A 26,469-nucleotide genomic window follows, 5' to 3' on the forward strand; every position below is an offset into this window, starting at 1 on the left:
CCGGTGTTCTCCGTGCCGCTGCCGGGCTCGGTGCGCGCCGGTGCTCCCGCCGGTCCCGTGGAAGCGGTGCAGGCGGGGCTGCTGCTGCTCACCGCGGGTGCGGCGCACCGCACGCTGCGCGCCGTCAGCCCCGTACGCCGCGCAGCGCCATCGCGACGGTGGCGTCGGCGATGGCGGACGGATCCTCGGCCGCACCCAGTTCGATGCGGCGGACCGCGGCGTCGACCATGCCCTGGAGCAGCATGGCGGACAGGCGCGGCTCGGACTGTCCCAGCTCGGCCAGGGCCTCCACGATCATCGCGATCAGGGCTCCGTGGGCGGCGCGGATCTTCTCGCGGGCCCCGGCGTCGAGTTCGCTCGCGGAGATCGCGACGACGGCCCGGTGCCGGCGGTCGCCGACAAGTTCGAGCTGGCGGCGCACATACGCCTCGACCTTGTCCTCCGGAGAGGGAGCGAGGTCCATGGCGCTCTCGATCTCGGCCGCCCACACGGGGAAGTCGACGGCGCACAGCTCCTCGACGACGGCCGCGCGGGAGCGGAAGTACTCGTAGACGGACGACCGGGCGAGACCCGTGCGCTCCGCGAGCGCGGGGAAGGTCAGCGCCTCGGTGCCGCCTTCGGACAGGAGTGAACGCGCGGCGTCCAGCAGGGCGCCTCGCTGCATCGTCCGGTGCTCGGCCACGGAGGCCGCTCGAATCCTGGGCACCCCCCCACTCTACGGATGCGGCCGCGGTACGGGGGCGTCAGCGTCCGACGTCGGCCAGCTTGGCGCGGAGCTGCAGCACCGACTTGGTGTGGATCTGGCTCACCCTGCTCTCCGTGACGCCCAGGACATGGCCGATCTCCGCGAGGGTGAGGCCCTCGTAGTAGTAGAGGGTCACCACGGTCTTCTCCCGGTCGGGCAGGGTGTTGATGGCCCGGGCGAGGAGCCTGCGCAGCTCCCGGTCCTCGGCGACCTCGACGGGATTGTCGGCGGCGGTGTCCTCCAGGGTGTCCATCAGGCTCAGCCGGTCGCCGCCCTCGCCGCCGACATGGAGGAGCTCCTCCAGCGCGACGACGTTCGCGAGCGACAACTGGCTGAAAACCGAGTGGAGTTCCTCGACGGTGACGTCCATCTCGGCCGCCACCTCCGCCTCGGAGGGCGTGCGGCGCAGTTGCGCCTCCAGGGTGGCGTAGGCCCGCTCCACCGCCCGGGCCTTCTGCCGCACCGAGCGCGGGATCCAGTCGAGCGCCCGCAGTTCGTCGATCATCGCGCCGCGGATGCGGGTGATCGCGTACGTCTCGAACTTGATCGACCGCTCGACGTCGAACTTCTCGATGGCGTCGATGAGGCCGAAGACCCCGGAGGAGACGAAGTCCGCCTGCTCGACATTGGACGGCAGACCCACGCTGACCCGGCCCGCCACGTACTTGACCAGCGGGGAGTAGTGGAGGATCAGCTGTTCCCGCAGACGCTCGTCGCCCGTGGACTTGTACGACCGCCACAGCTCCTCGAGCGAGGTGGGAGCCGATGGCCGCACGGTGCCACGGGCAGCGGGCGGCGCTGCCGCGCGGTCAGACCCGAACGTGTGCTGGCGCATGCGTTGCCTTGAGCCGTTCTGCTGTGAGGGGGCGGGGAGGGCGGCCGAGGCCGGAACCTTGCGAGCGTAGCGTGACTGCGCGGTCGCGGTGGGCGAGGCCGGAGGAACGGTCGGCGGCGGATATGCGCTCTCGCCCACACCTTCGAATCGGGGCCGACACACGGTGCACCGGCCCCTCAGGCGTCACAGACATGGCCGAGAAGGTCATCGCTTCACCCTTTCACCCGAATGCTTCAGGTCAAGCACCGCCTCGCCGCGCGTTCGAACCGCGAATCGGCCGCGGGGCCAACTTCCAGTCCGTACCGTGCCGTTCGGTGAAGCCCAGCGACTGCAGTTCGTACAGCCTGCCGAGCGCCTCGTCCTCCGGGACGCCCGCGGCCCGCGCCACCTCGCGCACGGTCGCCGTGCCCCGGCCGGGCAGCGCTTCGAGCACCTGTCTGCCGACGGGCTCCAGAACATCCCTCGGCAGCACCGGTCCCAGCCGCTCGGGCGCGAGCGCACCCATGTCCCCCACAAGCTCGACGACTTCCGCCGCGTCGGTGACGAGCACACCTTCGCCGCGCAGGAGTTCGTGCACACCGGCGGACAGCCCGCTGGTCGCCGGACCGGGGACGCCCATGACGAACCGGCCGAGCCGCCGAGCCCCTCGGGCCGTGACCAGGGAGCCGCTGCGGTACTCGGCCTCCACCACGACCGTGCCGCGGGTGAGCGCGGCGATCACCCGGTTGCGCAGCACGAAGCTTCTCTGCACTAAGTCAAGCGAGTCGATCCTTGTTGTCAGCCTGACTGGGGCCGGACGGTCGGGATGCCGAGTGGGACGGTCGACCGTTGTGCGAGTCGAGCCGCATCGGCTTGCTTGGTGCGGACAAAGGTCAAGGTCATGTCGATGCCTTCGATCTCGCCGAGCCATTGTTCCTCCTGTGCGCGCTTGCGGCGGAGGACCAGGTCCTCCTCGATCTCGGCCAGCCTCGGCAGCATCTTGGGGTTGACCTGCAGCATTGGGCATCGGATGCATGCGTGCTCGTGCTGGCAGGGGGATCCGTAGGGGCGAGCGCAGTTACCGAGTTCGACCTTGCGTTTGTCGAAGTGCTCTTCGAACTCGTCCCACTCCTCGCGGTTGACGTCGACGTACTCGTCCTCGGGACGCAGGGTTCGGCGGTGGTTGAGGAACTCCTGGTAGTGCTTGACGATGTCCTCGGCGAAGACCGCGACGTAGCCCTGAGTGGTCTGGAGATTCAGATGTCCGAGTAGGGCTGCGCCGATGTGGATCGGCAGGCCGCCGTTGACGATGTCGGTGGCGAAGAGCCTGCGGAAGTCGTGCGGTGTGAACTTGGTGCCGGCGAAGGCGGGGTTCGTTTCGGCGATCTCTTCGCAGCTGCGGCGGATCATGAGCTGAACTGTTGTCGGCGATACGACATCGTGGCGGGTTCCCAGTTGCCGTTGGAAGAGGAACGGCATGGGTTCTGACCAGGTCTTCTCGTGTCCGTCGTAGCGGCTCAAGAGGGGAATCGAGTGGCCTCTGCGGGTGTGGCGGCGGACGATCTGCGCGACGGCGTGGAAGAGCTCGGCGGACATCGGGATGACACGCTCGCGCTCGGTCTTCGAGGGGGCCACGACCAGGAGGGCGATGACCTCACCACCGGGCCGCTCGTATTGGCGAATGCTGAGGTGGGTGAGCTCAACCAGTTCCTCGACGCGGATACCGCTGTGACGCAGGATCTCAACGGCGACCCACTCCCAGAACGCGGAGTCCTCGGCCATCGACACGTGGATCAGCTCGCCGGTCTCGTGGTCGGTAACCCTCACGGCCGGCTCGGCCAAGACCTTCGCCCGGCGGCGATCCTCGCGGGAGTTGGTGCGGCTGTAGCGGCGGCCCTTGTGCTCGAACTGTTCACCCAGTGGAATCGGCCGGGCAGCTTCCAACAGGCCGGCCAGGTGCTCGTAGCGCTCCTCGACGTGCCGGACGAGAACCGGCAAAAGGGGCTGGCGAACGCGGGTGCGGTCGGCCATCCGCCGGGTGACCTCACGGCGCCGCTTGCCGAAGCCCTTCACGTCCCGGGGCAGAATCGGGCAGGGCGTCACCCACTGGGCCCACCGTTCCGGTTCACCGATGGCCCAGCTGTGGAGATCGAGGTAGAGGCCGCGGACGGCCAGCAGGACGGATTCCGCGTCCTTGCGGAGGCGGGTGCGGTCGGTTTTGCCGTCCCTCCGCCAGTACTGGATTTCAGCCCGCCACTGGTCATAGAGCTCCTGGCTGAGGTTCAGGTCGCGCTGATCGGGGTTGAGCTCTTCGATGACGGCCCAGAACAGGCTGGCCAGCTGGCGGGCCAATGCCTGAAGGGTGACGTAGTCCGTGTCCGCTCGGCGGCGAGCCAGGTAGTCGATCAGGAGCTGCCGGATCTCGACGTTCTTGATGCCGTAGGCGTCGACAAGTTCCTCGACGCTTCGCTGACCGGCGTAGGTGAAGGCCCGCAGGGTCGGGCTCGTCTCAGGCGGAAAGTGCCCCATCCTGTGCAGGATCTCCCAGGTGCCCAGGGCCGCGAACCGAGTCGTGTCCCCGTTGGCTCCATGGGTGAGCCCCAGGCGCTTGCTCTCGATCGAGTAGTGCAGCAGAGCCGAGGGAGTCAGATGCTCCATGGTGATGCCCTGCGTGGTGAGAGCGCAGGTCAGGTCGAATTTCGCGCGCTGCCGGTGCACTGCGGTCAGGTGGTGCTGAGCATCGACTACTGCGAAGAACTCGTCCAGGCGAGGGTCCTTCTGGACCTGCCGGAACGGATCGGCGTAGTCACTGAACTTGTTCGCCCGGAACCCGGGCAGCGAGGGCTGGATGATCCTCGCCACGAACGCCAACTTCAGCGCGGAGAGGAGGTCGCTTCGCTCCCAGGGTGCATCCTCGCGACCCAGGACTCTGACTGACAGGGCGTTCTCGCCGTTGAAAGCGCTCGCCTCCCATCGCTCTTGCCAGGTGTTCCCGGGCAGCGTCGCCAAGTGGCCGAAGAGAATGCGGATCGCCGCTCGGCGCTTCCCTGCCCCGGACCTCGACTCCTTCGGCCAGACCATCCCGGTCAGGTCGCACAAGTCCGCGATGCCGACCGTCGACAGGTCCCCAAGCGGCGCCGGGGGCCTCTCCGGCCGGGGTGCCGGCGCTGCTTTGGCCGAAGCCCTCGAGAACCTCGTCGGTGCCTTGACCCGCGGGGCCTCGGCGTAGTTCTGGCGCCGATTACGGACAGTGGAGACCTCGACCGTCGAGTGATCAGCCACCGAACACCGCCTTGATGTCCTCGGCGTCGTAGCCAGCGGAGAACGTGCGCTGGACCCGGGGGCGGCTGTAGTGGGCCTGCAGAGCGTCGAAGAGATCCTCCACTCGGGCATTGAGGTAGCGGCCGGTGGTCGCAAGATCGGTGTGTCGCAAGATCGCTCGGACCTGGGCGAGGGTGAGGTTCGGGTCGTTCGCCATTCGGTTCGCGGCGGTGTGCCGCAGGTCGTGCAGGGTCCAGTTCGTGCCGAGTTTCTCGTTCACCCGCTGGAAGACCCGCCGCATCGCCGAGTAGGTCAGCGGCCGGTCCGGCCCCCGCATCGTCCGCAGGACCGGCTCGTGAGCCGGCGGAAGCCCGATCGTGTCGAGGTAGGCGGCCAGGATCGTCAGGGCTTGAGGGCTCGCGGGAACGGGCTCGCGATCGTCGGTGCCCTTGGTCACCACGTAGATCATCTGCTTGGCCCAGTCGATGTCACCGGGGGTGACGCCGAGAAGTTCGCCGGCCCGGGAGCCGCTGGAGACGTAGAGCAGGATGGCCGCCCGGTCCCGGTCGCAGGTCATCGCCTCGAAGAGCTCGTCCCACATCGCGTCGGGAATGGACCGGGGGTCGGTCTGCCGAACACGCTGGCGCAAGCGGGCCCGCCGGAATTGCGGGACCGTGCCGTCCGGAGCCCTGTGTGCGAGGGCTCGGCGCTGGGCGGCTGCCTCCGGCACCGGGTTGATCAGCGGACCTCGGTTGTAGTGCCGGTGGTAGGCGTAGAAGCTGCAGATCACGGTCAGGCAGTGGTTGATCGTTGAGGGCGCGTACCCCGCCTTGAGATAGGGCTTGCCGGTGCGGGGATTCACCGAGCCGGGTCGTGGGGCGTCTGGCTTCCGCCGGCGTCGTTGGGGGTTCGGAGCCAGCCGGAGCCAGCCCACCAGCGCGGAGGCTTCCGCCTCGGTTGCCCTGTCCCAGGGGACGTCTAGGAACCACAGCAGCCGAAACCAGCGCTGGAGGTCGTACGCGTAGCTCCTGACGGTCAGCGGCCGGTTGTCGTCCAGGGTCAGACCCCGCAGGTACGGGACGACGGGAGCGACCGGGGTCCCGTCAGGCCCGAGAACGGCGTACCGCGGTATCGACTCCAGCTCGACGACCGAGCCGACACGGGGCACATCGGCCTGGCCCTCGATTAGCTGGCGGTGCAGATCTTGCAAGACACACTTCCTCGAAGACGTAGATCATCTCGCTTCATGATCAGAGACTTGGTGCAGTTAACACACCGGCTCGCGGTCGGGTGTTCCCCGGGCGGCAACTCGCTGACGAGCAGCCCCTGTCGCGCGATCCTTCCGATGAGCTCGGCGTGGCCCCTGGGGTAAGCGGTGTCGACCCCGCAGGCGAGGACGGCGACGGTGGCGCCGCCCGCCGCGAGCGCCCCTCGGTGCGCGGCGCCGTCGACCCCGAACGCGGCGCCCGACACCACCACCCAGCCCCGCTCCGCGAGACCGGCCGCCAGCGTGGTGGCCATGTGGGCTCCGTAGGGCGTGCAGGCGCGGGCGCCGACCAGGGCGACGGAGCGCAGCGCCCATCTGCGGAGATCGAAGCCGCCCCGGACCCACAGGCCGATGGGCCGGGCGTCGCCGAGGTCGTCGAGCTGGGTCGGCCACTCCGCGTCGCCCGGCACGGCGAACCTGCCCCCGGCCGCACGGGCCGCGTCCAGCCGACGGCCGGGGACGACGTCCGCCGCACGGGCCCGCAGGCCGACGAGACCGCGCGCGGAGACTCCGGGCAGCGGGGCGCCGGGCGGCTCCCCATCGGACATCAGCAGGCCCAGCAGCCCCTCGGCGCCGAACCGGCGCAGCCAGCGACCGTTCCGCTCGTCGCCGGGCTCCAGGATCTGGGTGAGCGCGGCACGCGCCACCCGCTCCCGCTCGCCACCGGCCACGGATCCGGGCCCCGCCGCGTCCTCGGCCGCGAGCGGCTCACCCCCGGCAGCCGGCGCCCTCTCGGCCGCGAGCTGGCGCACACCGGCAGCCTGCACCGCCTCGGCCAGGGGCGGCCCACCCCCAGCAGCCGGCACCCCCTCGATCAAGGGCGGCCCACCCTCGGCGACCTGCACCCCCTCGGCCACGGGCTGCCGCGCACCGGCGGCCGCACCGTCCGGCGCCCGCCCCCGGCGCACCGCACCGCCCCCCGGGGCGGGCTCTCCCCCGGCGACCGCCGTCTCCGGCCCGGGGCTCACCGCGCCGCTCCCGTCAGGGTGGCGGCGCCGCGGGCGATCCCGGTGCGCAGCTCCAGCGCGAGCGCCACGTCCACCGCCTCGGGCCGGTCGCGCCCTCGGAGGTCGGCGATCGTCCAGGCGACGCGCAGCACCCGGTCGAGGCCGCGCGCGGTGAGCAGCCCGCGCTCGATGTCGCGCTCGGCGACCGCCAGGGCCCCGGGGGCCACCGTCCAGCGGGTGCGCAGCTCATGGCCGGGGACCTCGCTGTTGACCGTCCAGCCGGTGCCCTGGAGCCGGGCCGCGGCCCGGGCCCTGGCCTCCCGCACCCGTGCGGCGACCTCCGCGGTCGACTCCCCGCGCCCGCCGCCCATCAGCTCCGAGCGGTTGACCGGCTCGACCTCGATCCGCAGGTCCACCCGGTCGAGCAGCGGCCCGGACATCCGGGCCTGGTAGCGGCGGACGACAGACGGCGGGCACTCGCAGCCCGAGCCGTGCAGGGTGTGGCGCCCGCAGGGGCACGGGTTCGCCGCGAGCATCATGAGGAAGCGGGCGGGCAGCCGCACGACGCCTCCGCTCCGGGCGACCACGACATGGCCGGACTCCAGGGGCTGGCGCAGCGCGTCGAGCGCCTTGCCGGAGAACTCGGGCGCCTCGTCGAGGAAGAGCACGCCCCGGTGGGCGAGGGAGACCGCGCCGGGCCTCGGCAGCCCGTGCCCGCCGCCGACCAGGGCCTGCATCGTGGCCGAGTGGTGCGGGGCGCAGTACGGGGCGGTGCGGACGAGGGGCTCGCCCGGCGGGAGGATGCCCGCCACCGAGTGGACCGCGGTGACCTCCAGCGACTCCCGCCGGGTCAGCGGCGGGAGCACGGCCGGCAGCCGCTCGGCCAGCATCGTCTTGCCCGCGCCCGGCGGGCCGGTGAGCAGCAGGTGGTGCCCGCCCGCCGCGGCGACCTCCAGCCCGGTGCGGGCGGTCCGCTGACCGGCGACGTCGGCCAGGTCGGGCCCGCCGCCGGTGTCCGGGGCGGCGCTCAGCCCGGTGCCGACCCCGGCTCCCGGGACCAGCAGCCCGGCGAGCGCCGGGTCGGGGCGGCCGGGGGCGACGGGCTCCTCGTCGGGCACCGGTTCGTCGGCGAGCACCGCGATGAGCTGCCGCAGGGTGCGGACGCCGAGGACGGACACCCCGGGCACCAGGGACGCCTCCCCGGCCGTCTGCTCCGGGACGACCACCTGGTCGTAGCCCGCCTCGGCCGCCGCGAGGACGGCGGGCAGCACCCCGCGCACCGGACGGACCCGCCCGTCGAGCCCGAGTTCGCCGATCAGCACCAGATCGGCGATCTGCCGGGGGTCGATCCGCTCGGCGGCGGCCAGCACCGCCACCGCCACGGCCAGGTCGAAGCCACTGCCGCCCTTGGGGACGGACGCGGGGCTGAGGCCCACCGTGAGCTTCTTCTGCGGCCACTCGGCCCCCGAGTTGACCACCGCCGCCCGGACCCGGTCACGGCTCTCGACGAGGCTCTTGTCGGGCAGGCCCACCAGGGTGAAGGCGGCCACTCCGGGCTCCAGGTCGGCCTGGACCTCGACCACCACGCCCTCGACGCCGACGAGGGCCACGGAACACGCGCGGGCGAAGCCCATCACGCCACCCCCCTGACGTGCTCCAGCACGGCGGCGCCCCTACGGGGCAGCACCACGCCCACCAGATCGACGCGGATCCCGCCCGGTGGCGCTCCCCCGTGGCGGGCCGCCCAGCACTCCGCCAGGTGTCTGAGCCTCCTGGACTTGGCGGGGGTCACCGCCGCCATCGGCTGCCCGTGGGAACCGGCCCTGCGGGTCTTGACCTCGCAGACGACGAGGACGTCGCCCTCATGGGCCACGATGTCGATCTCTCCGGCCCGTCCGCAGCGCCAGTTCCTCGCCAGCAGCCGCATGCCGGACCCGGCCAGCCGCCGGGCCGCCAGATCCTCGCCGTACCGTCCCAGTGCGCGCGTCGCGTTCATGTCGGCACCACCTCCGGCACCGACTCTGGGGCCTGGGCCCCACCCGTGTGGATCATGGAGGAAAGCCGTGGACAAGCGGCTCGCTGTGGACAACTCCGTCACCCGTGGGAGTGAAAGACGGGCGGAGACCGGCCAAAGGCCGGGGGACCTCAGCTGCTCGGGAGCTCCAGGTCGCTCTTGTTGAGCTCCTCGATGTTCACGTCCTTGAACGTGAGGACGCGCACCTGCTTCACGAACCTGGCCGGCCGGTACATGTCCCAGACCCAGGCGTCCGCCATCGAGACCTCGAAGAACACCTCGCCCTGGACCGAGTGCACCTGCATCTCGTAGTCGTTGGTGAGGTAGAAGCGGCGCTCCGTCTCGATCACGTATTTGAACAGCCCGACGACGTCTCGGTACTCCCGGTAGAGCTTCAGCTCCATCTCGGTCTCGTACTTCTCGAGGTCCTCGGCGCTCATGGCATGTTCCCCTTCAGCCTTGCGTCCCCCTATTGTGCGCCAGCGCCCCGCGCCCCTATGCGATTTCCGGGGCGAGGACCACCGGCGTACTCGGAGGTCCCTCGTCGAGCAGCGTACGCAGCAGCTCGGCGAGCCTGGTCGGGTACACCGTCTCACGCGCCGCCGACAGTTCGGCGGAGGTCCACCACCTGAGGCCGGAGACACTGCGCCGCTCCAGCTCGGTCAGCCCGGCCGGGGCGGTCTCGGTCGTCGTCGTGCGGGCGAGGAAGTACCACTCGTCCTGGTCCCAGCGGCGGCCGTCGAACGGGAAGGAGCACTGACGCCGCCAGAGCACCGGCCCGAGTTCCACCTCGGTGATCCCGGTCTCCTCGGCCAGCTCGCGCAGCGCGGCCTGCTCACGGGTCTCGTCGCCCTCCAGCCCGCCGCCCGGCGTGAACCACCAGTCGTCGGCGGGATCGGCCGGCTCGAAGCCGTGCAGCAGAAGGATGCGGTCCTCGGGGTCGAGCAGCACGACCCTGGCGACCCTGCGCCGCACCGCTGCGGCCGGCGGCTCAGGCGACACCCGCGGCCTCCGGCTTCCGGCGCGCCCGGGAGATCCGGCCGGCCACGGTCCCGTAGGCGGCACCGCCCACGATGAGCACGGCGCCGGCCAGCACCGCACCGAGCATCAGCTTCACGGGACCGGGCTGCGAGACCCCGCCCGGCAGCTCCGTGAAGGCCTCGGGACGCGCCACCATGCCGCCGTCCAGCGGCCAGGCGATCGCGTCGACACGGGCCTCGACGGCGGACCGGGGGACGGAGCCGTTGCCCGATTCCTGGAGATGGGAGCGCGAGTCCAGCGAGGTCCTGCGGTCGTCGCCCATCAGGAAGAGATGGCCTTCGGGCACCTTGGCGGTGAAGCTCTCCGCGGCCGGCCCCTCGGCGCGCAGATACGGTTCGTCGAGCTGCCTGCCGTTGACGGTCAGGCGCCCGCCGTCCCCGCAGCAGGCGACCTCGTCGCCGCCGACGCCGACGACCCGCTTGACCATGGGGAGGTTCCCCCAGTCCTTGTCGCGGAAGATCACCACGTCGCCGCGACGGACGTCCTCGCCGCCCGTCCGCTCGGCGAGCACCCGGTCGCCGACGTTGACCGTCGGGACCATGGAGTCGGTCGGGACCGTGTACGGCTGGTAGACGAGGGCTCCCCAGACGAACCCGCCGAGGAAGAGCACACAGCCGACGGCCACGGCTATGCCGGACAGCGCGCTGCCCAGCCGGCCGCCGCCGGCACCGTCACGTCCTGTACCGGCCATCCAGCGCTCCTCGGAGAGATCGGTACCCCGCTGCGTCGCGGGGATCTGCGGTCCGCGAGGCACCCTACCCGGCGGTACGGCCCCGGGTCAGCACCCGGAATCGGCCCCGGGGACCGGCGCGGGGCCCCGGGCGCCTACGCACTCGTCACCCCGGGTGCGCCGGTGACGCACGGTGGGCCGGGCGGTGTCGCCACCGGCCCGGCGCCGCCCCGCCCCGTTCAGCCGCGCGCGCCCGTGGCCCCGGCGGTCAGGCGCCGGCGGCGCCACAGCACCAGGGGCACCGCGCCCGCGAGGCCCAGGGCCGGCGGGGCGATCGCCGCGGCGGCGTCGAGTCCCGGCTGGTCGTAGGTGGCGGGCACCGGCAGGGTGGCCCAGCGGTTCAGCGGCCAGGCGACGACGACGGCTCGGCCGACGACCTTGTCCACCGGGACGAAGCCGCGGTTGACGTCCTCCATGTGGTAGCGGGAGTCCTGGGAGTTCTGGCGGTTGTCGCCCATCACCCAGATCCGGTCCTCGGGCACCTTGAACGGGCCGAAGGGCTGGTCGTCGCAGGCGGAGCTGCCGGGGTAGAGGTAGGTCTCGTCGAGGGGCTTGCCGTTCAGGATGACCGGGCCGCCCTTCTTGCACTCGATCGTGTCGCCGGCGACCGCGATGGTCCGCTTGATCAGGTCCTTCTCCTCGGCGGAGGGCATCAGACCGATGAAGCTGAGGAACTCCTGGAGGACGTTGGGCTCCGGAGTGGGCTCGCCCTCCAGCCAGCCGCCCGGGTCGTGGAAGACGACGACCTCGCCGCGCTCGGGCTCGGAGCCGAACCAGGGCGTGAGCTTGTCCACCAGCACCCGGTCACCGCGCTGGAGGGTGTTCATCATCGAATCCGACGGAATGGAGAACGCCTGCACCAGGAAGGTCTTGATCAGCAGCGCCAGCAGCAGCGCGATACCGATCAGGAGCGGCAGTTCCTTCCAGAAGGATCGCTGCTTCTTCTGTCCCGTACCGCTGCCCTCCGGCTCGTCGTCGTCACCGCCGCCCGCCGGAGCCGCTCCGCTCGCGTCCGAGGGCTGCTCGGGGAGACGCCCCGGCCTCTCCTCGGGATCGTCGTGCCCGGACCGTGCGCCGACCGCCACGTCCCCCACATCCACTCCTCACTCCGCAGGAACCGCCTGCCCCGTACAAGGAACAGGCCCACCACTCCCATAACGAGCGGGAGTTCCGCAGGGGTCGGGAGCAGGACCATTCCGTTCAGATCCTGGGAGGACACACTATGCGACGGCGCCGCCGCCGCCGGTGTCCCAACGCGCGCGCTGGGAACGGACGCGAAGGTCCCCGGTTCCTCCAGGCGGCGCCAGTGTCCCAGCGGCCAGGCGATCACCACGGCCTGCCCGACGACCTGGTCCTCTGACACGGTCCCCTGCCCTTCCTCCCTGAGGTGGAAACGGGAGTCGGCGGAGTCGGAGCGATGGTCTCCCATCACGAAGAGCCGCCCCTCGGGCACCCGGACCTCGAAGGAGATCGTCGACGGCGCGTTGCCGGGGTGCAGATAGGGCTCGTTCAAGGGTACGCCGTTGACCGTGACCAGGCCGTTCGCGTCGCAGCACTTCACGGTGTCGCCGCCCACCGCGATCACCCGCTTGATCAGGTCGCGTTCGTCGGCCGACGGCAGCAGACCGATGAAGGTGAGGACCTGCTTGACCTGCTTGACGACGACCGGGTCCTCGCCGGCCGGCTTCTCCTCGCTCGGCAGCCAGCCGCCCGGGTCCTTGAAGACGACGACGTCGCCGCGCTCGGGCCGGGAGCCGAACCACGGGGTGAGCTTGTCCACCAGCACCCGGTCCTGGATGCGGATGGTCTGCTCCATCGATCCGGAGGGGATGACGAACGCCTGGACCAGGAACGTCTTGAGCACCAGGGCGATGAGCAGGGCGACCGTGATGAGGAGGGGGACCTCCTTGACGGCGGAGCGGCGGCGCTTGCGCTTGACCTTCCTCGCGAGCCTGCGCCGCTCGGCGCGCCCGGGCAGCGAGCGGCCGCCGTCGGTGCGGCGGGTCCCGGTGGGCAGCCGGGTGTCGGCCCGATGGCCCGCCGGGCGGCCGCGGTTACCCATGCCCGCCGCCGACGACACCGCTGGGCGGGGGCACGTGCCGGAAGGCGCCGGTCGGTTCGAGTGAGGTCCAGCGCCCGGCCGGCCAGCCGATCCAGTCGGCCCGGCCGATCACCTTCTCGACGGGGACCATGCCGCCGCCCGGATCCCCGAGGTGGTCCCGGGAGTCGCTGGAGTTGCCCCGGTGGTCGCCCATGACCCACAGGCGGTTCGCGGGGACGACGATGTCGAAGGCCACCTCGGACGGCACGTCGCCGGGATGGAGATAGCCCTCGTCGACCGCCACACCGTTCACCTCGATCCTGCCCTCGTCGTCGCAGCAGACCACCCGGTCACCGCCGGTGCCCACCACACGCTTGACGAAGTCGGTGTCGGCCGGTTCGGCGAGGCCGAGAGCGGCGAGCCCCTCTCGTACTACGGAACTCACGGGATTTTCCGTCAGTTCCGCACGCACGAAGGAACCTCTGCCGTCGAAGACGACGATGTCGCCGCGGGCCGGGCGGGAGTCGGACCCGTAGGCGAGCTTGTTCACCAGGATCCGGTCCCCGACGCGGAGCGTGGGCTCCATGGAGCTGCTCGGGATCTGGAACGGCTGGACCACGAAGTGGCTGAACAGCAGCACGAACACGGTGCAGGCCACGCCGATCAGCGCGGCGGTGCGCAGGGAGAGGCGCGCCCGGCCGTCGCCGCCGCGGGCGAGCCGGGAGAAACGCGCGGAGCGCGACCCCTCCTCCGCGGCCCCCTCGTCGGGGGTGGAGGAGCGGTCGCGCTCCGGGTGCTGTGCTTCGGTGTCCATCGGGGGCAGAGCCTATCCGGCCGCCCTGTGAACACCGGACGCGCGTACGAGCTCAGCGTCCGTCCGGCCCTCGCGGGCCGGGCGGGCGACGGCTCACTTGTCGCGCTTCTCCTTGATCTTGGCGGCCTTGCCGCGCAGCTCGCGGAGGTAGTAGAGCTTCGCACGGCGGACGTCACCGCGGGTGACGAGCTCGATCTTCTCGAAGATCGGGCTGTGCACCGGGAAGGTGCGCTCGACGCCGACGGAGAAGGAGACCTTGCGGACCGTGAAGGACTCGCTCACGCCCGCGCCCTGGCGGCGGATGACGACGCCCTTGAACTGCTGGATACGGGAGCGGTTGCCCTCGATGACGCGCACGTGGACGTTCACGGTGTCGCCGGGACGGAAGGCGGGGACGTCGGAGCGCAGCGAGGCCGCGTTGACGCTGTCGAGCAGGTGAGCCATGGTGTTCTGCTTCCTCGTCAATGCCACAGGTCATCGACGGAATGTCGTGATCAGATGGGGGTGCTCACGCCGGGCGGGCGTCGTTCCCCCTGTGGCAGGGGCGCCGGCCGGACGTACAGCAGCGGCTCATTCTTCCATGAGCTCCGGCCTGCGCCAAAATCGCCCTCCGGGCTCGGGTGACCAGCCGAGCATGGAGAGGATCTCGCGGTCCTTCTTGTCGAAGCCGGCCGGGTCGCAGCGCTCGATCAGGTCGGGCCGGTTGGCCGCCGTGCGGCGGAACGCCTCGTCCCTGCGCCAGCGCGCGATCTTCCCGTGGTGACCGCTGACCAGCACGTCCGGGATCTCCCGTCCGCGCCAGACGGGGGGCTTGGTGTAGACCGGCCCCTCCAGCAGGTCGGCCATGGCCCCCGGGGCGAACGAGTCGTCGCGGTGGGACTCCGCGTTGCCCAGCACCCCGGGCAGCAGCCGGGCCACGGCCTCGGTGACGACCAGCACGGCGGCCTCCCCGCCGGCCAGCACGTAGTCGCCGATGGAGACCTCGTAGACGGGCATCCGGGTCGCGTACTCGTCCATGACCCTGCGGTCGATGCCCTCGTAGCGGGCGGGGGCGAAGACGAGCCAGGGGCGCTCGGAGAGTTCGACGGCCAGTTCCTGGGTGAAGGGGCGCCCGCTGGGGGTGGGCACGACCAGGGCGGGGCCGTGGGCCCCGGCCTCGTAGCCGCCGGCCAGCACGTCGTCGAGGGCGTCGCCCCAGGGCCCGGTCTTCATGACCATGCCGGGACCGCCGCCGTAGGGGGTGTCGTCGACCGTGTTGTGGCGGTCGTACGTCCAGTCCCGCAGGTCGTGCACACGGACGCCGAGCTGCCCCCGGGCGCGCGCCTTGCCGACCAGAGAGACGTTCAGCGGTTCGAGGTACTCGGGGAAGATCGTGACGACGTCGATCCGCATCAGGACCCCTCCTCCGAGGAGTCGCGGGCGGACTCCGAGGAGTCGCGGGCGGAGGCGATCTCGGCCTGGGTGTCGTCGATCAGACCGGGCGGCGGGGTGATGACGGCCCGCTGCTCCTCCAGGTCGATCTCGGCGACGATCTCCTCGACGAAGGGGATCATGACCTCGCTGCCGTCGGGCCGTTCGACGATGAACAGGTCCTGCGACGGGAGGTGGCTGATCTCGGTGATCCGGCCGATCTCCGTGCCGTCGGCCAGGACCACGTCGAGGTCCATGAGCTGGTGGTCGTAGTACTCCTCGGGGTCCTCGGGAAGCTCCTCCGGGTCCACCGCGGCGATCAGCAGGGTGTTGCGCAGCGCCTCGGCGGCGTTGCGGTCGGCCACGCCCTCGAAGCGCAGCAGCAGCCTGCCGCTGTGCACCCGGCCCGCCGCGACCGTCAGCGGGCCCGCGCCCGCGGGGTCGGTGGCCAGCACGGCGCCGGGGCCGAGCCGCAGCTCCGGCTCGTCCGTGCGCACCTCGACGGTGACCTCGCCCTTGATGCCATGGGCGCGTCCGATCCGCGCCACCACAAGCTGCACGCTTGCCACTCCTTCGGTTCTCCCGGACGGCCGGCCCGGCCCGTGCGACACAGCGGCGACGGAGGGCGCGGCCACCGGTACGGCGTAGACGACGACGGGCCGGGGCGGGCCCTGGAGCCCTCCCCGGCCCGAGCCGGTGCTGCGACCGGCCCCGGGGCTGACCCCGGGCCGGTGTTCCACTTCAGATCAGCTGACCTGGTCCACGTCGACGAGGTCGACACGGATGCCACGGCCGCCGATGGCGCCCACGACGGTGCGCAGGGCGCGCGCGGTGCGGCCGTTGCGGCCGATCACCTTGCCGAGATCGTCGGGGTGCACCCGGACCTCGAGTACGCGGCCGCGGCGCAGATTGCGCGAGGCGACCTGCACATCGTCCGGGTTGTCGACGATGCCCTTCACGAGGTGCTCGAGAGCCTCCTCGAGCATGCTCAGGCCTCGGTCGACTCGGCGGGAGCGGCCTCGGCCTCGTCCGCCTTCTTGTCGGCCTTCTTGGCCTTCGGCGTGATGGCCTCGCCCTTGGCGTCGTCACCCTCGATGGCCTTGGCGAAGGCGTCGAAGGAGGCGCGCTTGTCTTCCTTGGTGGCCGGGGCCAGCAGCGGCTTCTCCGGGGCGGGCAGGCCCTTGGCCTTCTGCCAGTCACCGGTGAGCTTCAGGATGGCGAGGACCGGCTCGGTCGGCTGGGCGCCGACGGACAGCCAGTACTGCGCACGCTCCGAGTCGACCTCGATGCGCGAGGGGTTGTACGTCGGGTGGTACAGCCCGATCTCCTCGATGGCCCGGCCGTCACGGCGGGTACGGGAGTCGGCGACGACGATGCGGTAGTGGGGCTGGCGAATCTTGCCGAGACGCTTCAGCTTGATCTTGACTGCCACGGGAGTGGTGTCTCCTGGTCTTGACGTGGTTGGGCACAACGAGATGCCACGTGGGGTTGCGGTACTCGGGTGCCCGATGGACGCGTCAGCCGGAGGCGAGAGGGTTCCTGTGCGGCTGTCGAGTACAGCTAGCCATTGTGCCACACGTGCGCAGGGGCTCTTCACCCGCCCGGCACGGCCGTCGCCCCCGTCGGCGACACCGGGGCCCGGCGGGTGGAGCGCTCGCCGCGCCCGCCCGCTCAGCTCGCGGCGCCGACGACGTCGGGGATACGGAAGGGCTTGCCGCAGCCGCCGCAGACGATGGGCGCCTGGGCGAGGACGGACGGGACGACTCTGACGTTGCGGCCGCAGTCGCAGACGGCCTTCACCCGCACCCCTCCGCCGGAGGAACCGTGCCGTGCGGCAGGCCCCCGGAAGGAGCGCTTGGTGTCGGACGCCGTCGCGGCGGTGTGCGCCTTGAGTGCGCGCTGCAGCCGCTCGATGGTGGGGCGGTACCGCCGCTTGGCCTCGGGGTTGAGCGTGACCAGGGAGAAACCGCTGCTCGGGTGCGGCTCCTCGGGGTGGTCGAGGCCCATCTCCTCGGCGATCGCGAGGAATCGGCGGTTGTGGTAGCGGCCGGCGCGCGAGGTGTCGCGGACTCCTCGCGCGGCGGCGATGCCGTGGACTGCCTCGTGGAGCAGTCGCTCGAAGGAGAGCTCGGCGCCGCAGGCGGACGAGGACTCTCCGATCAGGGACTCTGGCGCGGCCAGATCCGGCAGTTCGGGGTGGTACCGCTGAATGTCGGCCCACGCCTGTGCCAGCTCTGCGGCGAGAACAGGTGGTGTCGTGCTCACGTCGTGACAACGAGCCGGAGGGCTCCCGGGTTCCATTCCGGGGCATCGCAAATATTTTGCACGTACCCGTCAGTTCGCTGCCGATGCCGCCGAGGGGGGCGGGTGGGCGGATCCCCGGAGAAGGCGCACAGCTCACACCAAGGTGGTGCGTAACCGTCCGATCACGCTCCGGTGCGCGCACTCGGGGGCGCGCGGTTCGTCTCGCACGCCCCCGTCGGTACTCAGTAGGCGCGCGCCACGAGGGCGACGGTACCGGGGGCGTCGTCGGCGTCGGGCACCGACCCGTCCTCGGCCACCAGACAGCGCACCGAGACCGCCTGCTCGGCGAGCTTCGCCTCGCCCTCCTCGCCCAGCACCGCCCAGGGGATCCGCGCCCAGCCGCCCGCCACGGCCGCCTCGGCGGCCTCGGCCACCGTGGCGACGTCGGCCGTACGCGACTCGCGGCGGTGGCGTGACTGCTCCAGCAGCAGGGCCTGGTCGTCGTCGAGGACCTTGGGCAGCAGGGCGGTCAGCGCGTCGGCGGGGACCGCCTCCTTGCCGCCGGGGATGCGGCGGACCAGCATCGCGGTGCCCGCCTCCAGGTCGCGCGGCCCGATCTCGATCCGCACCGGCACGCCCTTGAGCTCCCAGTCGACCGCCCGGCGTCCGAACGGGGTGTCCACCCGGTCGTCGACGTGGACGCGCAGCCCGGCCGCCCTGAGCGTGTCGCCCAGCTCCCGGACCCGGGCGACCGACTCCTCTCCCTTGATCGCCATGACCACGACCTGGACCGCCGCCAGCCGCGGCGGCACCCGCAGGCCGTTGTCGTCGCCGTGCGACATGATCAGGCCGCCGACCATCCGGGTCGAGGTGCCCCACGAGGTCTGCCACACCAGTTCCTGCCGGCCGTCGGCCGTCAGGTAGCGGGTCTGGAAGGCCTTGGCGAAGTTGGTGCCGAGCTCGTGGCTGGTGCCCATCTGGAGCGCCTTGCCGTCGCCCATCATCCCTTCGAGGGTGAGGGTGTTGATCGCCCCGGCGAAGCGCTCCCTCGGGGTCTTGCGGCCGAGCACCACGTCGATGCCGAGCACGTTGACCATGAAGTCCGCGTACACCTCGCGGTGGATGTACGCGGCGTAGTCGCGGGCGTCCTCGTAGGTGGCGTGGGCGGTGTGGCCCTCCTGCCAGAGGAACTCGGTGGTGCGCAGGAAGACCCGGGGGCGCATCTCCCAACGGACCACGTTGGCCCACTGATTGATCAGCAGGGGCAGATCGCGGTAGCTCTGCACCCATTTCGAGAAGTAGTCGTTGATGATCGTCTCGGAGGTCGGCCGCACCACGACCGGCTCCTCGAGCTCCTTGCCGCCGCCGTGGGTGACCACCGCGAGTTCGGGCGCGAAGCCCTCGACGTGCTCAGCCTCGCGAGTCAGGTAAGACTGGGGGATGAAGAGCGGGAAGTAGGCGTTCTGAGCGCCCGCGTCCTTGATGCGGGCGTCCATCTCCTGCTGCATCCGCTCCCACAGGCCGTAGCCGTACGGTCGGATGACCATGGTGCCGCGCACCGGGCCGTTGTCCGCCAGTTCGGCTTTGTTGATCAGGTCCTGGTACCAGCGCGGGAAGTCCTCCGCCTGGGGTGTCAGCACAGGTGTCTTGGCCATGGCGCGCATGGTACGGCGACATGGGACCGGGACGGGAATCGGCCATGTGACCCGGGGCGCACGCACCGGGCGCGCAAGCAATGCCGCACAACCCCTGGACGCGGGGGCGCCCGCGCAGTTCCCTGGCATACGGAAGGCGCGGCACGAACGCACCAGGGGCCTGTCCTTCGGGGCACAACCGACTCTCACGGCGGAATGGGGCGTATTGATGGCATCCACGCTCGTCCGGAACCGGCACCGCACGGCGTCGGCGTCCTCTCCTCAGGCTGTACAAGCGGACCGGTCCGCTCCGGCGGGGCACGACTGCCCGGACGTCCTCGCCCGGGCACGGGCCAGGGACTGGGCCGAGATCCAGGAGCGCATGCTGGTGCCGCTGTACGAGGCGGTGTACGAACGGCTGGAGGTCGGCGCCGGTTCCCGGCTGCTCGGTCTCGGCTGCGGCTCGGGCCTCGCCCTGCTGATCGCCGCGGCGCGCGGTGCGGCGGTGACGGGCACCGAGAGCGACCCCGGCAGGCTGGACCTGGCCCGGGAGCGGATGTCCGCCTCCGTCCCGCCGTCCGCTGACGCCCGGCTGGCCGCCGGGACGGACGCCGTGCACGACCCCGGGCGCCCCGCGTGGAACCTGATCACCGCCTTCCAGCCGATCGGCGGCGGCGCGGGTGACGCCCAGTGGCTGGAGGAGGCCCTGCGCGAGGCCGTCGCCGGCGCGGAGCGCGGCGCCGCGGTGGTGCTCACCGGCTGGGGACCGCCCGAGCGCTGTGCCACCTCCGGCGTGCTGCGGGTGGCGCACAAAGGCCGCCCGGGCAGGGCGAGCGGGCCCGCCTCCCCGCGGGACGGCCTGGAGGACGTGGCCGCACGCGCGGGCCTGCGGCCGGACGGCTCGGGCCGGGTCGCCTGCCCCTTCGGCTACGCGGACGCGGACAGCGCGGTGCGCGGGCTGATGTCCACCGGCCTGTACGACGCGGCGGCGCGCGAGAGCGACGCCGACCAGGTCGCCAAGGAGATCGCCGAGGCGCTGCACCCGTACCGCAGGCCCGACGGGACGGTCTGGATGCCGAACGTCTTCCGCTACCTGATCGCCCGCGTCCCCTGAGCAGCCCCCCGGGCCGCCGGGGCGGTGCCCCGGCGGCCCGGGGACACGGAAGGGGCCCGGCGACACGGAAGGGGCCCGGGGACCGGTGACGGTCCGCGGGCCCCTTCCTACGGGCCGGTGCGGGTGCTCAGCCCATGAACTTCTTGAACTCGTCGGGCAGTTCGAAGTCCTTGCCCGGCTCCCCCGCCGGCAGCCCGAACGCGCCGCCGCCCTGCTGGGCCTGCTCGCGCCGTGCCGCGGCCTCGGCCTCCTCGGCCTTGCGCTTCATCGGGTTGCCGCTCTTGCGCTTGCCCTTGGCCTGCTTCTGCTGCTTCTTCTGCCGGCCGGGGCCGCCGCCCATCCCCGGGATGCCGGGCATCCCCGGCATGCCGCCGCCCTGGGCCATCCGCGACATCATCTTGCGCGCCTCGAAGAAGCGCTCGACGAGGTTCTTCACCGCGCTGACGTCGACACCGGAACCGCGGGCGATACGGGCACGGCGGGAGCCGTTGATGATCGTCGGATCCGTGCGCTCGCCCGGGGTCATCGACTTGATGATCGCGGCCGTGCGGTCCACGTCGCGCTCGTCGATGTTGTTGATCTGGTCCTTCATCTGGGCCATGCCCGGCAGCATGCCGAGCAGCTTGCTGATGGAGCCCATCTTGCGGACCTGCTCCATCTGGGCGAGGAAGTCGTCGAGCGTGAACTCCTTGCCCTTGCTGCTCGCCAGCTTGGAGGCCATCTTGGCGGCCTCTTCCTGGCTGAAGGTCTGCTCGGCCTTCTCGATCAGCGAGAGCATGTCGCCCATGCCGAGGATGCGGGACGCCATGCGGTCCGGGTGGAACGCGTCGAACTCGTCCAGCTTCTCGCCGTTGGAGGCGAACATGATCTGCTTGCCGGTGACGTGCGCGATGGAGAGCGCGGCACCGCCCCGGGCGTCGCCGTCGAGCTTGGAGAGGACCACGCCGTCGAAGCCGACGCCGTCGCGGAACGCCTCGGCGGTGTTGACCGCGTCCTGACCGATCATGGCGTCGACGACGAAGAGGACCTCGTCGGGCTGGACGGCGTCGCGGATGTCCGCGGCCTGCTCCATCAGCTCCTGGTCGATGCCGAGCCGGCCGGCGGTGTCGACGATCACGATGTCGAACTGCTTGGTGCGCGCGTACTCGACGGAGTCCTTGGCGACCTGGACCGGGTCGCCGACGCCGTTGCCCGGCTGCGGGCCATAGAAGCCGACGCCGGCGCGCTCGGCGACGACGGAGAGCTGGGTGACGGCGTTGGGGCGCTGGAGGTCGCAGGCGACGAGCAGCGGCGAGTGGCCCTGGCCCTTCAGCCAGAGGCCGAGCTTTCCGGCCAGGGTGGTCTTGCCCGCGCCCTGGAGGCCGGCGAGCATGATCACGGTCGGCGCGGTCTTGGCGAACCGCAGACGCCGGGTCTCCCCGCCGAGGATCCCGACCAGCTCTTCGTTGACGATCTTGACGACCTGCTGGCTGGGGTTGAGCGCCTTGGAGACCTCGGCGCCCAGCGAGCGGGTCTTGACCTGCTTGATGAACTCCCGGACGACGGGCAGGGCGACGTCGGCCTCGAGCAGGGCGATGCGGATTTCGCGGGCCGCGCCGTCGATGTCGGCCTCGGACAGGCGCCCCTTGCCACGCAGGTTCTTGAAGGTCGCTGAGAGGCGATCGGAGAGAGTGTCGAACACGGCGGCGTCGGTCCTCAGGAGTCGGGGGCGTTGGATCGCCCTCCAGGGTATCCGGCCGCGCGGCGCAATCGTCCTCGCCTGCCGGATCCGGCTGACCGCGGGCACCGTGGAGGCCCCGCGCGAGGGGCGGGGGGGCGGCGGGCCGTGGGCCCGTCCCGCCCCCGTGCCGCTCAGCGCAGCGCTTCCTCCACGCTCCCCGCGAGCGCCCTGGCCGCCGTGTCTCCGAGCGGCACACCGTCGGTCCCGGTCACGTAGAACGCGTCCACGGCGTTCGCTCCCAGCGTCGAGACGTGCGCGCTCCTGACCCGCACCGCGGCCCCCTCCAGCGCGCGGCCGATCCGGTGCAGCAGCCCCGGGGCGTCGTGGGCGCGGACCTCGATCACGGTGGCGAGCCGGGAACCGGCGGGTGCCACGGTCACCCGCGGCGGCGGGGCGGTGATGCCCCGGCGCCGCGGATAGGCCGCCTCGCGCTCCGCGAGGCGGCCGCGGATGTCCAGCGAGCCGTCGAGGACCCGCACGAGGTCGGCCCGCAGCCGGGCGGCCTGCGGCAGGGAGCCGTACTCGGCGGCGACCCGCCAGTTCAGCACCAGCACCGACGTCTCGCCGGCGCCGGTGGGCAGCTCCACGGCGCGCAGGTCGGCGGCGCGGACGGTCAGCCGGTGCAGGGCGAGCACGCCGGCGACGGCGGGCAGCACGCCCTGCTGGTCGGGCAGGGCGATGAGCAGCTCCACGCCGACGGGTTCCGGTTCGCCGTCCTCCGCGGGCGCGGGCGGCTCGGTGTGCAGGGCGAGCACGGGCTCGCCGGTGCGCAGCGCCTCCATGGCGAGGCGTTCCTGTTCGGCGCTGGGGGCGGCCTGCTCCGGGTCGGCGGGGGTGTCGCCGGCGAGGACGGCGGCGGCCCGGCGCACCAGGTCGGCGACGAGCGAGCCGCGCCAGGAGGACCAGGCGGCGGGCCCGGTCGCGAGGGCGTCCGCCTCGGTGAGGGCGTGCAGCAGCTCCAGCGTGCTCGCCGAGCCGACCGCCTTGGCGACGGACTCGACGGTCGCCGGGTCGTCCAGGTCCCGCCGGGTGGCGGTCTCGACGAGCAGCAGATGCTGCCGTACGAGGGTGGCGACGACGCCCACGTCGGCCCGGTCGAAGCCGATCCGGGCGGCGATGTCCCGGGCGATCGTCTCGCCGACCTCGGAGTGGTCGCCGGGCCAGCCCTTGCCGATGTCGTGCAGCAGGGCGGCGACGAGCAGCAGGTCGGGGCGGCCCACACGGCGGGTGAGCGCCGACGCCTTGACGGCGGTCTCCACCAGGTGGCGGTCGACGGTCCAGGTGTGCACGGCGTTGCGCTGCGGCCGGCAGCGGACCCGCTCCCAGTCGGGCACCAGCCGGGTGACGATCCCCTCGGCCTCCAGGGCCTCCCAGACGGGGACGGTCGCCTCTCCGGCGCCGAGCAGGGTGACGAGCTGCTCGCGGGCCTCGGCGGGCCACGGCACGGGCAGCGGCGGGGCCGCCTGGGCGAGGCGGCGCACCGCGTACCGGGAGACCGGCAGCCCGGCCTGGGCCGCCGCGGCGGCGGCGCGCAGCGGCAGCACGGGGTCGCGGTCGGGCCGGGCGGTGCGGGCGAGCACGACCTCGCCCTCCTGCTCGACGACCCCTTCGGCGAGCGGGGTGCGCTCGGGCTGGGGAGCCCGTCCGCCGCTGAGCATGGCGCGCAGCCTCGGCCGCACGGCACGGGAGCGCAGCACGCGGCCCACCTCGCGCCAGGTGACGTCGCCGGCGTAGGAGACGGTCCGCGCGGCCTCGTAGACCTGGCGGAGCAGGGCGTCGGCGTCGAGCAGGCCGAGCTCGGCGGCGACCTGGTCCTGTTCCTGGAGGGCGAGGCGGTCGGTGGCGCGGCCGGTGGACAGATGGAGGGCGTCGCGGACGTCCAGGAGGACGCGCCGGGCCTCGGCGAGGCCCTCGCGGGGGGCGTCGGCCAGCCAGGAGGCGGCGACGGCGCCGAGGGCGGTGACGTCCCGGAGGCCGCCGCGGGCCTCCTTGAGGTCCGGTTCGAGGAGGTACTGGAGCTCGCCCTGGCGCTCGGCGCGCTCGCGGCACAGGGCGTCCAGCTCGGGGAGCCGCCGGGGGGCCTGGTTGCGCCAGTCGGCGAGCACCGAGGTGCGCAGGGCGGCCACCAGGCCGAGGTCGCCGGCGACGGGCCGGGCGTCGAGCAGGCCGAGCTGCACCTTGAGGTCCTCGGCCGCGGTGCCGCGGGCCTCGGCCGGGGTGCGCACCGAGTGGTCGAGGGCGAGGCCCAGGTCCCAGACCGGGTACCAGATGCGGTCGGCCAGCGCGGCGACGGCCGCGGGGTCGTTCCCGTCGTGGAGGAGCAGCAGGTCGAGGTCGCTGCGGGGGGACAGCTCGCCGCGCCCGTAGCCGCCGACGGCGACCAGGGCGGCCCCCCTGACACCGGTGTCCGCCGCGGCGGCGGCGTACAGGCCGGCCAGCCAGTCGTCGGTCAGCCGGGCGAGGGACGCACGGCGCGACGGCCCGGACCGCTCCTTCTCCGAGAGAAGGCGCAGCCGGGCCGCCGCGTATCCGCCGGGTCCCGAGTCTTCCGTTCCATGGGTCACATCGAGGCTCGTCACTCCGGCGGCTCCTTTTCGGTGCCCGCCCGCCCCCGGGGTGTCCCCGGGGGCGGGCGGAGGGCGTCGTCGCTTCCTACAGGGCGTCCGGACCGCGCTCGCCGGTGCGGACCCGCACGGCGGTGTCCACCGGGACGCTCCAGACCTTGCCGTCACCGATCTTGCCGGTCCGGGCGGCCTTGACGATCACATCGACGAGCTGTTCGGCGTCGTCGTCCTCGACCAGCACCTCGATGCGGATCTTGGGGACCAGGTCGACGGTGTACTCCGCGCCGCGGTAGACCTCGGTGTGGCCGCGCTGCCGGCCGTAGCCGCTGGCCTCCGTGACCGTGAGCCCCTGGACGCCGAAGGCCTGGAGGGCCTCCTTGATCTCGTCCAGCCGGTGCGGCTTCACGACTGCGGTGATGAGCTTCATGCGTCCACCTTCTTGGATTCTGCCGCGGCCGCGGTGTCGACCGGTGCGGGTACGGCCTTGCGGGAGGCGGCACCGCCGCCCGCGCCGCTGAAGTCGTACGCGGTCTCGGCGTGCTCGATCTGGTCGACGCCGGAGACCTCGTCGTCCTCGTCGACCCTCATGCCGATCGTCTTGTGGAGGACGAGGGCGAGGAGGGCGGAGACCACCAGAGAGTAGGCCAGGACCGCGAAGACGCCGATGGCCTGCTTGCCGAGCTGCTCCAGGCCGCCGCCGTAGAAGAGGCCCGCGGCGTCGGACTGGACTCCGCCGGTGGCGAAGAAGCCGACCAGCAGGGAGCCGATGACACCGCCGACGAGGTGCACGCCGACGACATCGAGGGAGTCGTCGTAGCCGAACTTGTACTTCAGGCCCACGGCCAGGGCGCACACCAGACCGGCGATGGCACCGACCGCGATGGCGCCGAGCGGGGAGACGGAGCCGCCCGCCGGGGTGATGGCGACCAGGCCGGCGACCGCGCCGGAGGCCGCGCCGAGGGTGGTGAAGGCGCCGTGGCGGATCTTCTCGTAGAGGAGCCAGGCGAGCATCGCGGCGGCGGTGGCGACCTGCGTGTTGACGAACATCACCGCGCCGACGCCGTCGTCGTTGCCGAGCCAGGAGCCGGCGTTGAAGCCGAACCAGCCGAACCACAGCAGACCGGCGCCGAGCATCACCAGCGGGAGGCTGTGCGGGCGCATCGGGTCCTTCTTGAAGCCGACGCGCTTGCCGATGACGAGGATGACGCCCAGCGCCGCGGCGCCGGCGTTGATGTGGACGGCGGTGCCGCCGGCGAAGTCGATGACGCCCATCTCGAACAGCCAGCCGCCCGAGCCCCACACCCAGTGCGCGACCGGGAAGTAGACGACGGTCACCCACAGGGCGATGAACAGCGCCCAGGCGGTGAACTTGACGCGGTCGGCGAGGGCGCCGCTGATCAGCGCGGGGGTGAGCACCGCGAACATGAGCTGGAAGACGGCGAAGACGTAGACCGGGATGGTGTAGCCGTCCCACAGTTCGGTCACGCCGATGCCGCTGAGGCCGACGTAGTCCGCGCTCCAGCCGATGAGCGAACCGGAGTCGGTGCCGAAGGCGAGGCTGAAGCCGTACAGCACCCAGAGGATGGTGACGATCCCGAGGCTGATGAAGCTCATCATCAGCATGTTCAGGGTGCTCTTGACGCGGACCATGCCTCCGTAGAAGAAGGCGAGGGCCGGTGTCATGAGCATCACCAGGGCGGAACAGATGAGCATGAACCCTGTGTTGGCGGCAGACAGCTCGGGAGCGTCTGCGGCAAGGGTCGAGATGCCTGGGGGCATCGGCGTCTCCTCGTCGTCGTGCGGCCGCGTGCGGGCGGAGCCGGGCGGTAGAGCGGGCCGGTTATGCGCCATGAGATTCGCGCAGCGCGGTTTCCGCCGATGCCGCTCGATGTTTCGCGGCCGTGACGAAGGGGTCCTGCGTGTTACGTCGCCATGAACGTCCTGATCGTCCGGGGGGCCCGGACGTACCATCTGCCCACATCACCAACCGGCCGCGGCGCCCACTCCGGTGACTTGGCACGGGGGGAGCCGAGTCGGTCTGTCGGGGTGGGGGCCGCGGCCGGGGTGTGCCGCCCGTCCGCGCGCTCCGCGCGGACGGGCCGTCCGTCG

Annotated in this window: 23 protein-coding genes and 3 pseudogenes; 1 reads left to right on the plus strand and 25 read right to left on the minus strand. The window is 72.0% G+C overall.

What is annotated here, in order from left to right; all coding sequences use genetic code 11:
• Positions 1-124: 124 nt before the first annotated feature.
• The 21 genes and pseudogenes from JE024_RS10155 to proS form a co-directional block, all read right to left on the minus strand.
• Positions 125-682 carry a TetR/AcrR family transcriptional regulator gene (locus JE024_RS10155; RefSeq protein ID WP_205376480.1) on the minus strand — a complete coding sequence of 186 codons (558 nt, stop codon included), beginning with the start codon at positions 680-682 and terminating at the stop codon, positions 125-127.
• Between the two features lie 61 nt (positions 683-743).
• A complete protein-coding gene (gene whiG, locus JE024_RS10160) occupies positions 744-1,580 on the minus strand; it encodes an RNA polymerase sigma factor WhiG (protein ID WP_205373276.1) in 837 nt (278 codons plus the stop codon).
• Between the two features lie 238 nt (positions 1,581-1,818).
• Positions 1,819-2,319 (minus strand): annotated as a pseudogene (locus tag JE024_RS41020) (DNA-processing protein DprA); the annotation flags it as partial.
• Positions 2,320-2,357: 38 nt separating this feature from the next.
• Positions 2,358-4,841, minus strand: a complete 2,484-nt coding sequence (locus tag JE024_RS41025; RefSeq protein WP_244882747.1) for a tyrosine-type recombinase/integrase — start codon at positions 4,839-4,841, stop codon at positions 2,358-2,360.
• Entirely contained in the window at positions 4,834-6,030 is a 1,197-nt protein-coding gene (locus JE024_RS10170; protein ID WP_205373278.1) for a tyrosine-type recombinase/integrase, read from the minus strand. Before JE024_RS10170 ends, JE024_RS41025 begins: the two co-directional genes overlap by 8 nt.
• A gap of 59 nt (positions 6,031-6,089) precedes the next feature.
• Positions 6,090-6,839, minus strand: a pseudogene (locus tag JE024_RS10175) (DNA-processing protein DprA); the annotation flags it as partial.
• A 212-nt stretch (positions 6,840-7,051) separates the two neighbouring features.
• Positions 7,052-8,668, minus strand: coding sequence for a YifB family Mg chelatase-like AAA ATPase (locus JE024_RS10180; protein ID WP_205373279.1), 1,617 nt, complete (start codon positions 8,666-8,668; stop codon positions 7,052-7,054).
• Positions 8,668-9,030 carry a YraN family protein gene (locus tag JE024_RS10185; RefSeq protein WP_205373280.1) on the minus strand — a complete coding sequence of 121 codons (363 nt, stop codon included), beginning with the start codon at positions 9,028-9,030 and terminating at the stop codon, positions 8,668-8,670. The genes JE024_RS10180 and JE024_RS10185 overlap by 1 nt, the downstream gene beginning before the upstream one ends.
• Before the next feature lie 149 nt (positions 9,031-9,179).
• The gene (locus tag JE024_RS10190; protein WP_055510545.1) at positions 9,180-9,488 is read right to left on the minus strand and encodes a DUF2469 domain-containing protein; all 309 of its coding nucleotides are present in this window, start codon (positions 9,486-9,488) and stop codon (positions 9,180-9,182) included.
• 55 nt (positions 9,489-9,543) lie between these two features.
• Positions 9,544-10,050 carry an NUDIX hydrolase gene (locus tag JE024_RS10195; RefSeq protein ID WP_205373281.1) on the minus strand — a complete coding sequence of 169 codons (507 nt, stop codon included), beginning with the start codon at positions 10,048-10,050 and terminating at the stop codon, positions 9,544-9,546.
• Entirely contained in the window at positions 10,040-10,780 is a 741-nt protein-coding gene (lepB, locus tag JE024_RS10200) for a signal peptidase I (protein ID WP_205373282.1), read from the minus strand. Before lepB (JE024_RS10200) ends, JE024_RS10195 begins: the two co-directional genes overlap by 11 nt.
• Before the next feature lie 218 nt (positions 10,781-10,998).
• A complete protein-coding gene (gene lepB / locus JE024_RS10205; RefSeq protein WP_205373283.1) occupies positions 10,999-11,904 on the minus strand; it encodes a signal peptidase I in 906 nt (301 codons plus the stop codon).
• Positions 11,798-12,881: pseudogene (gene lepB, locus JE024_RS10210) on the minus strand (signal peptidase I). The gene lepB (JE024_RS10205) and the pseudogene lepB (JE024_RS10210) overlap by 107 nt, the downstream one beginning before the upstream one ends.
• Complete coding sequence (gene lepB, locus JE024_RS10215; RefSeq protein WP_205373284.1) at positions 12,874-13,674, minus strand: signal peptidase I; 801 nt, start codon at positions 13,672-13,674, stop codon at positions 12,874-12,876. Before lepB (JE024_RS10215) ends, lepB (JE024_RS10210) begins: the two are co-directional and overlap by 8 nt.
• 93 nt (positions 13,675-13,767) lie before the next feature.
• Complete coding sequence (gene rplS, locus JE024_RS10220) at positions 13,768-14,118, minus strand: 50S ribosomal protein L19 (RefSeq protein ID WP_205373285.1); 351 nt, start codon at positions 14,116-14,118, stop codon at positions 13,768-13,770.
• Positions 14,119-14,244: 126 nt separating this feature from the next.
• Positions 14,245-15,066 carry a tRNA (guanosine(37)-N1)-methyltransferase TrmD gene (gene trmD, locus JE024_RS10225; protein ID WP_205373286.1) on the minus strand — a complete coding sequence of 274 codons (822 nt, stop codon included), beginning with the start codon at positions 15,064-15,066 and terminating at the stop codon, positions 14,245-14,247.
• Entirely contained in the window at positions 15,066-15,644 is a 579-nt protein-coding gene (gene rimM, locus JE024_RS10230) for a ribosome maturation factor RimM (protein ID WP_205373287.1), read from the minus strand. The genes trmD and rimM overlap by 1 nt, the downstream gene beginning before the upstream one ends.
• Before the next feature lie 186 nt (positions 15,645-15,830).
• Positions 15,831-16,070, minus strand: a complete 240-nt coding sequence (locus tag JE024_RS10235) for an RNA-binding protein (RefSeq protein ID WP_003958958.1) — start codon at positions 16,068-16,070, stop codon at positions 15,831-15,833.
• Between the two features lie 2 nt (positions 16,071-16,072).
• Positions 16,073-16,516 carry a 30S ribosomal protein S16 gene (gene rpsP, locus JE024_RS10240; RefSeq protein ID WP_147988342.1) on the minus strand — a complete coding sequence of 148 codons (444 nt, stop codon included), beginning with the start codon at positions 16,514-16,516 and terminating at the stop codon, positions 16,073-16,075.
• 239 nt (positions 16,517-16,755) lie between these two features.
• Positions 16,756-17,385, minus strand: coding sequence for a hypothetical protein (locus JE024_RS10245; protein WP_205373288.1), 630 nt, complete (start codon positions 17,383-17,385; stop codon positions 16,756-16,758).
• Between the two features lie 185 nt (positions 17,386-17,570).
• Complete coding sequence (gene proS, locus JE024_RS10250; protein WP_205373289.1) at positions 17,571-18,983, minus strand: proline--tRNA ligase; 1,413 nt, start codon at positions 18,981-18,983, stop codon at positions 17,571-17,573.
• A gap of 208 nt (positions 18,984-19,191) precedes the next feature.
• On the opposite strand from proS, the gene JE024_RS10255 reads away from it, so the two are divergent.
• Entirely contained in the window at positions 19,192-20,076 is an 885-nt protein-coding gene (locus JE024_RS10255; protein ID WP_205373290.1) for an SAM-dependent methyltransferase, read from the plus strand.
• A 127-nt stretch (positions 20,077-20,203) separates the two neighbouring features.
• Here the strand turns inward: JE024_RS10255 and ffh are convergent, their stop codons facing one another.
• From ffh to JE024_RS10275, 4 genes are all read right to left on the minus strand, one after another.
• Positions 20,204-21,757, minus strand: coding sequence for a signal recognition particle protein (ffh, locus tag JE024_RS10260; protein WP_205373291.1), 1,554 nt, complete (start codon positions 21,755-21,757; stop codon positions 20,204-20,206).
• Positions 21,758-21,927: 170 nt separating this feature from the next.
• A complete protein-coding gene (locus JE024_RS10265; RefSeq protein ID WP_205373292.1) occupies positions 21,928-24,375 on the minus strand; it encodes a [protein-PII] uridylyltransferase in 2,448 nt (815 codons plus the stop codon).
• A gap of 73 nt (positions 24,376-24,448) precedes the next feature.
• Complete coding sequence (locus JE024_RS10270; RefSeq protein ID WP_005311372.1) at positions 24,449-24,787, minus strand: P-II family nitrogen regulator; 339 nt, start codon at positions 24,785-24,787, stop codon at positions 24,449-24,451.
• Positions 24,784-26,139, minus strand: coding sequence for an ammonium transporter (locus JE024_RS10275; protein WP_205373293.1), 1,356 nt, complete (start codon positions 26,137-26,139; stop codon positions 24,784-24,786). Before JE024_RS10275 ends, JE024_RS10270 begins: the two co-directional genes overlap by 4 nt.
• Between the last annotated feature and the right edge of the window lie 330 nt (positions 26,140-26,469).

It is taken from the genome of Streptomyces zhihengii (genome assembly GCF_016919245.1).
Taxonomy (GTDB): Bacteria; Actinomycetota; Actinomycetes; order Streptomycetales; family Streptomycetaceae; genus Streptomyces; species Streptomyces zhihengii.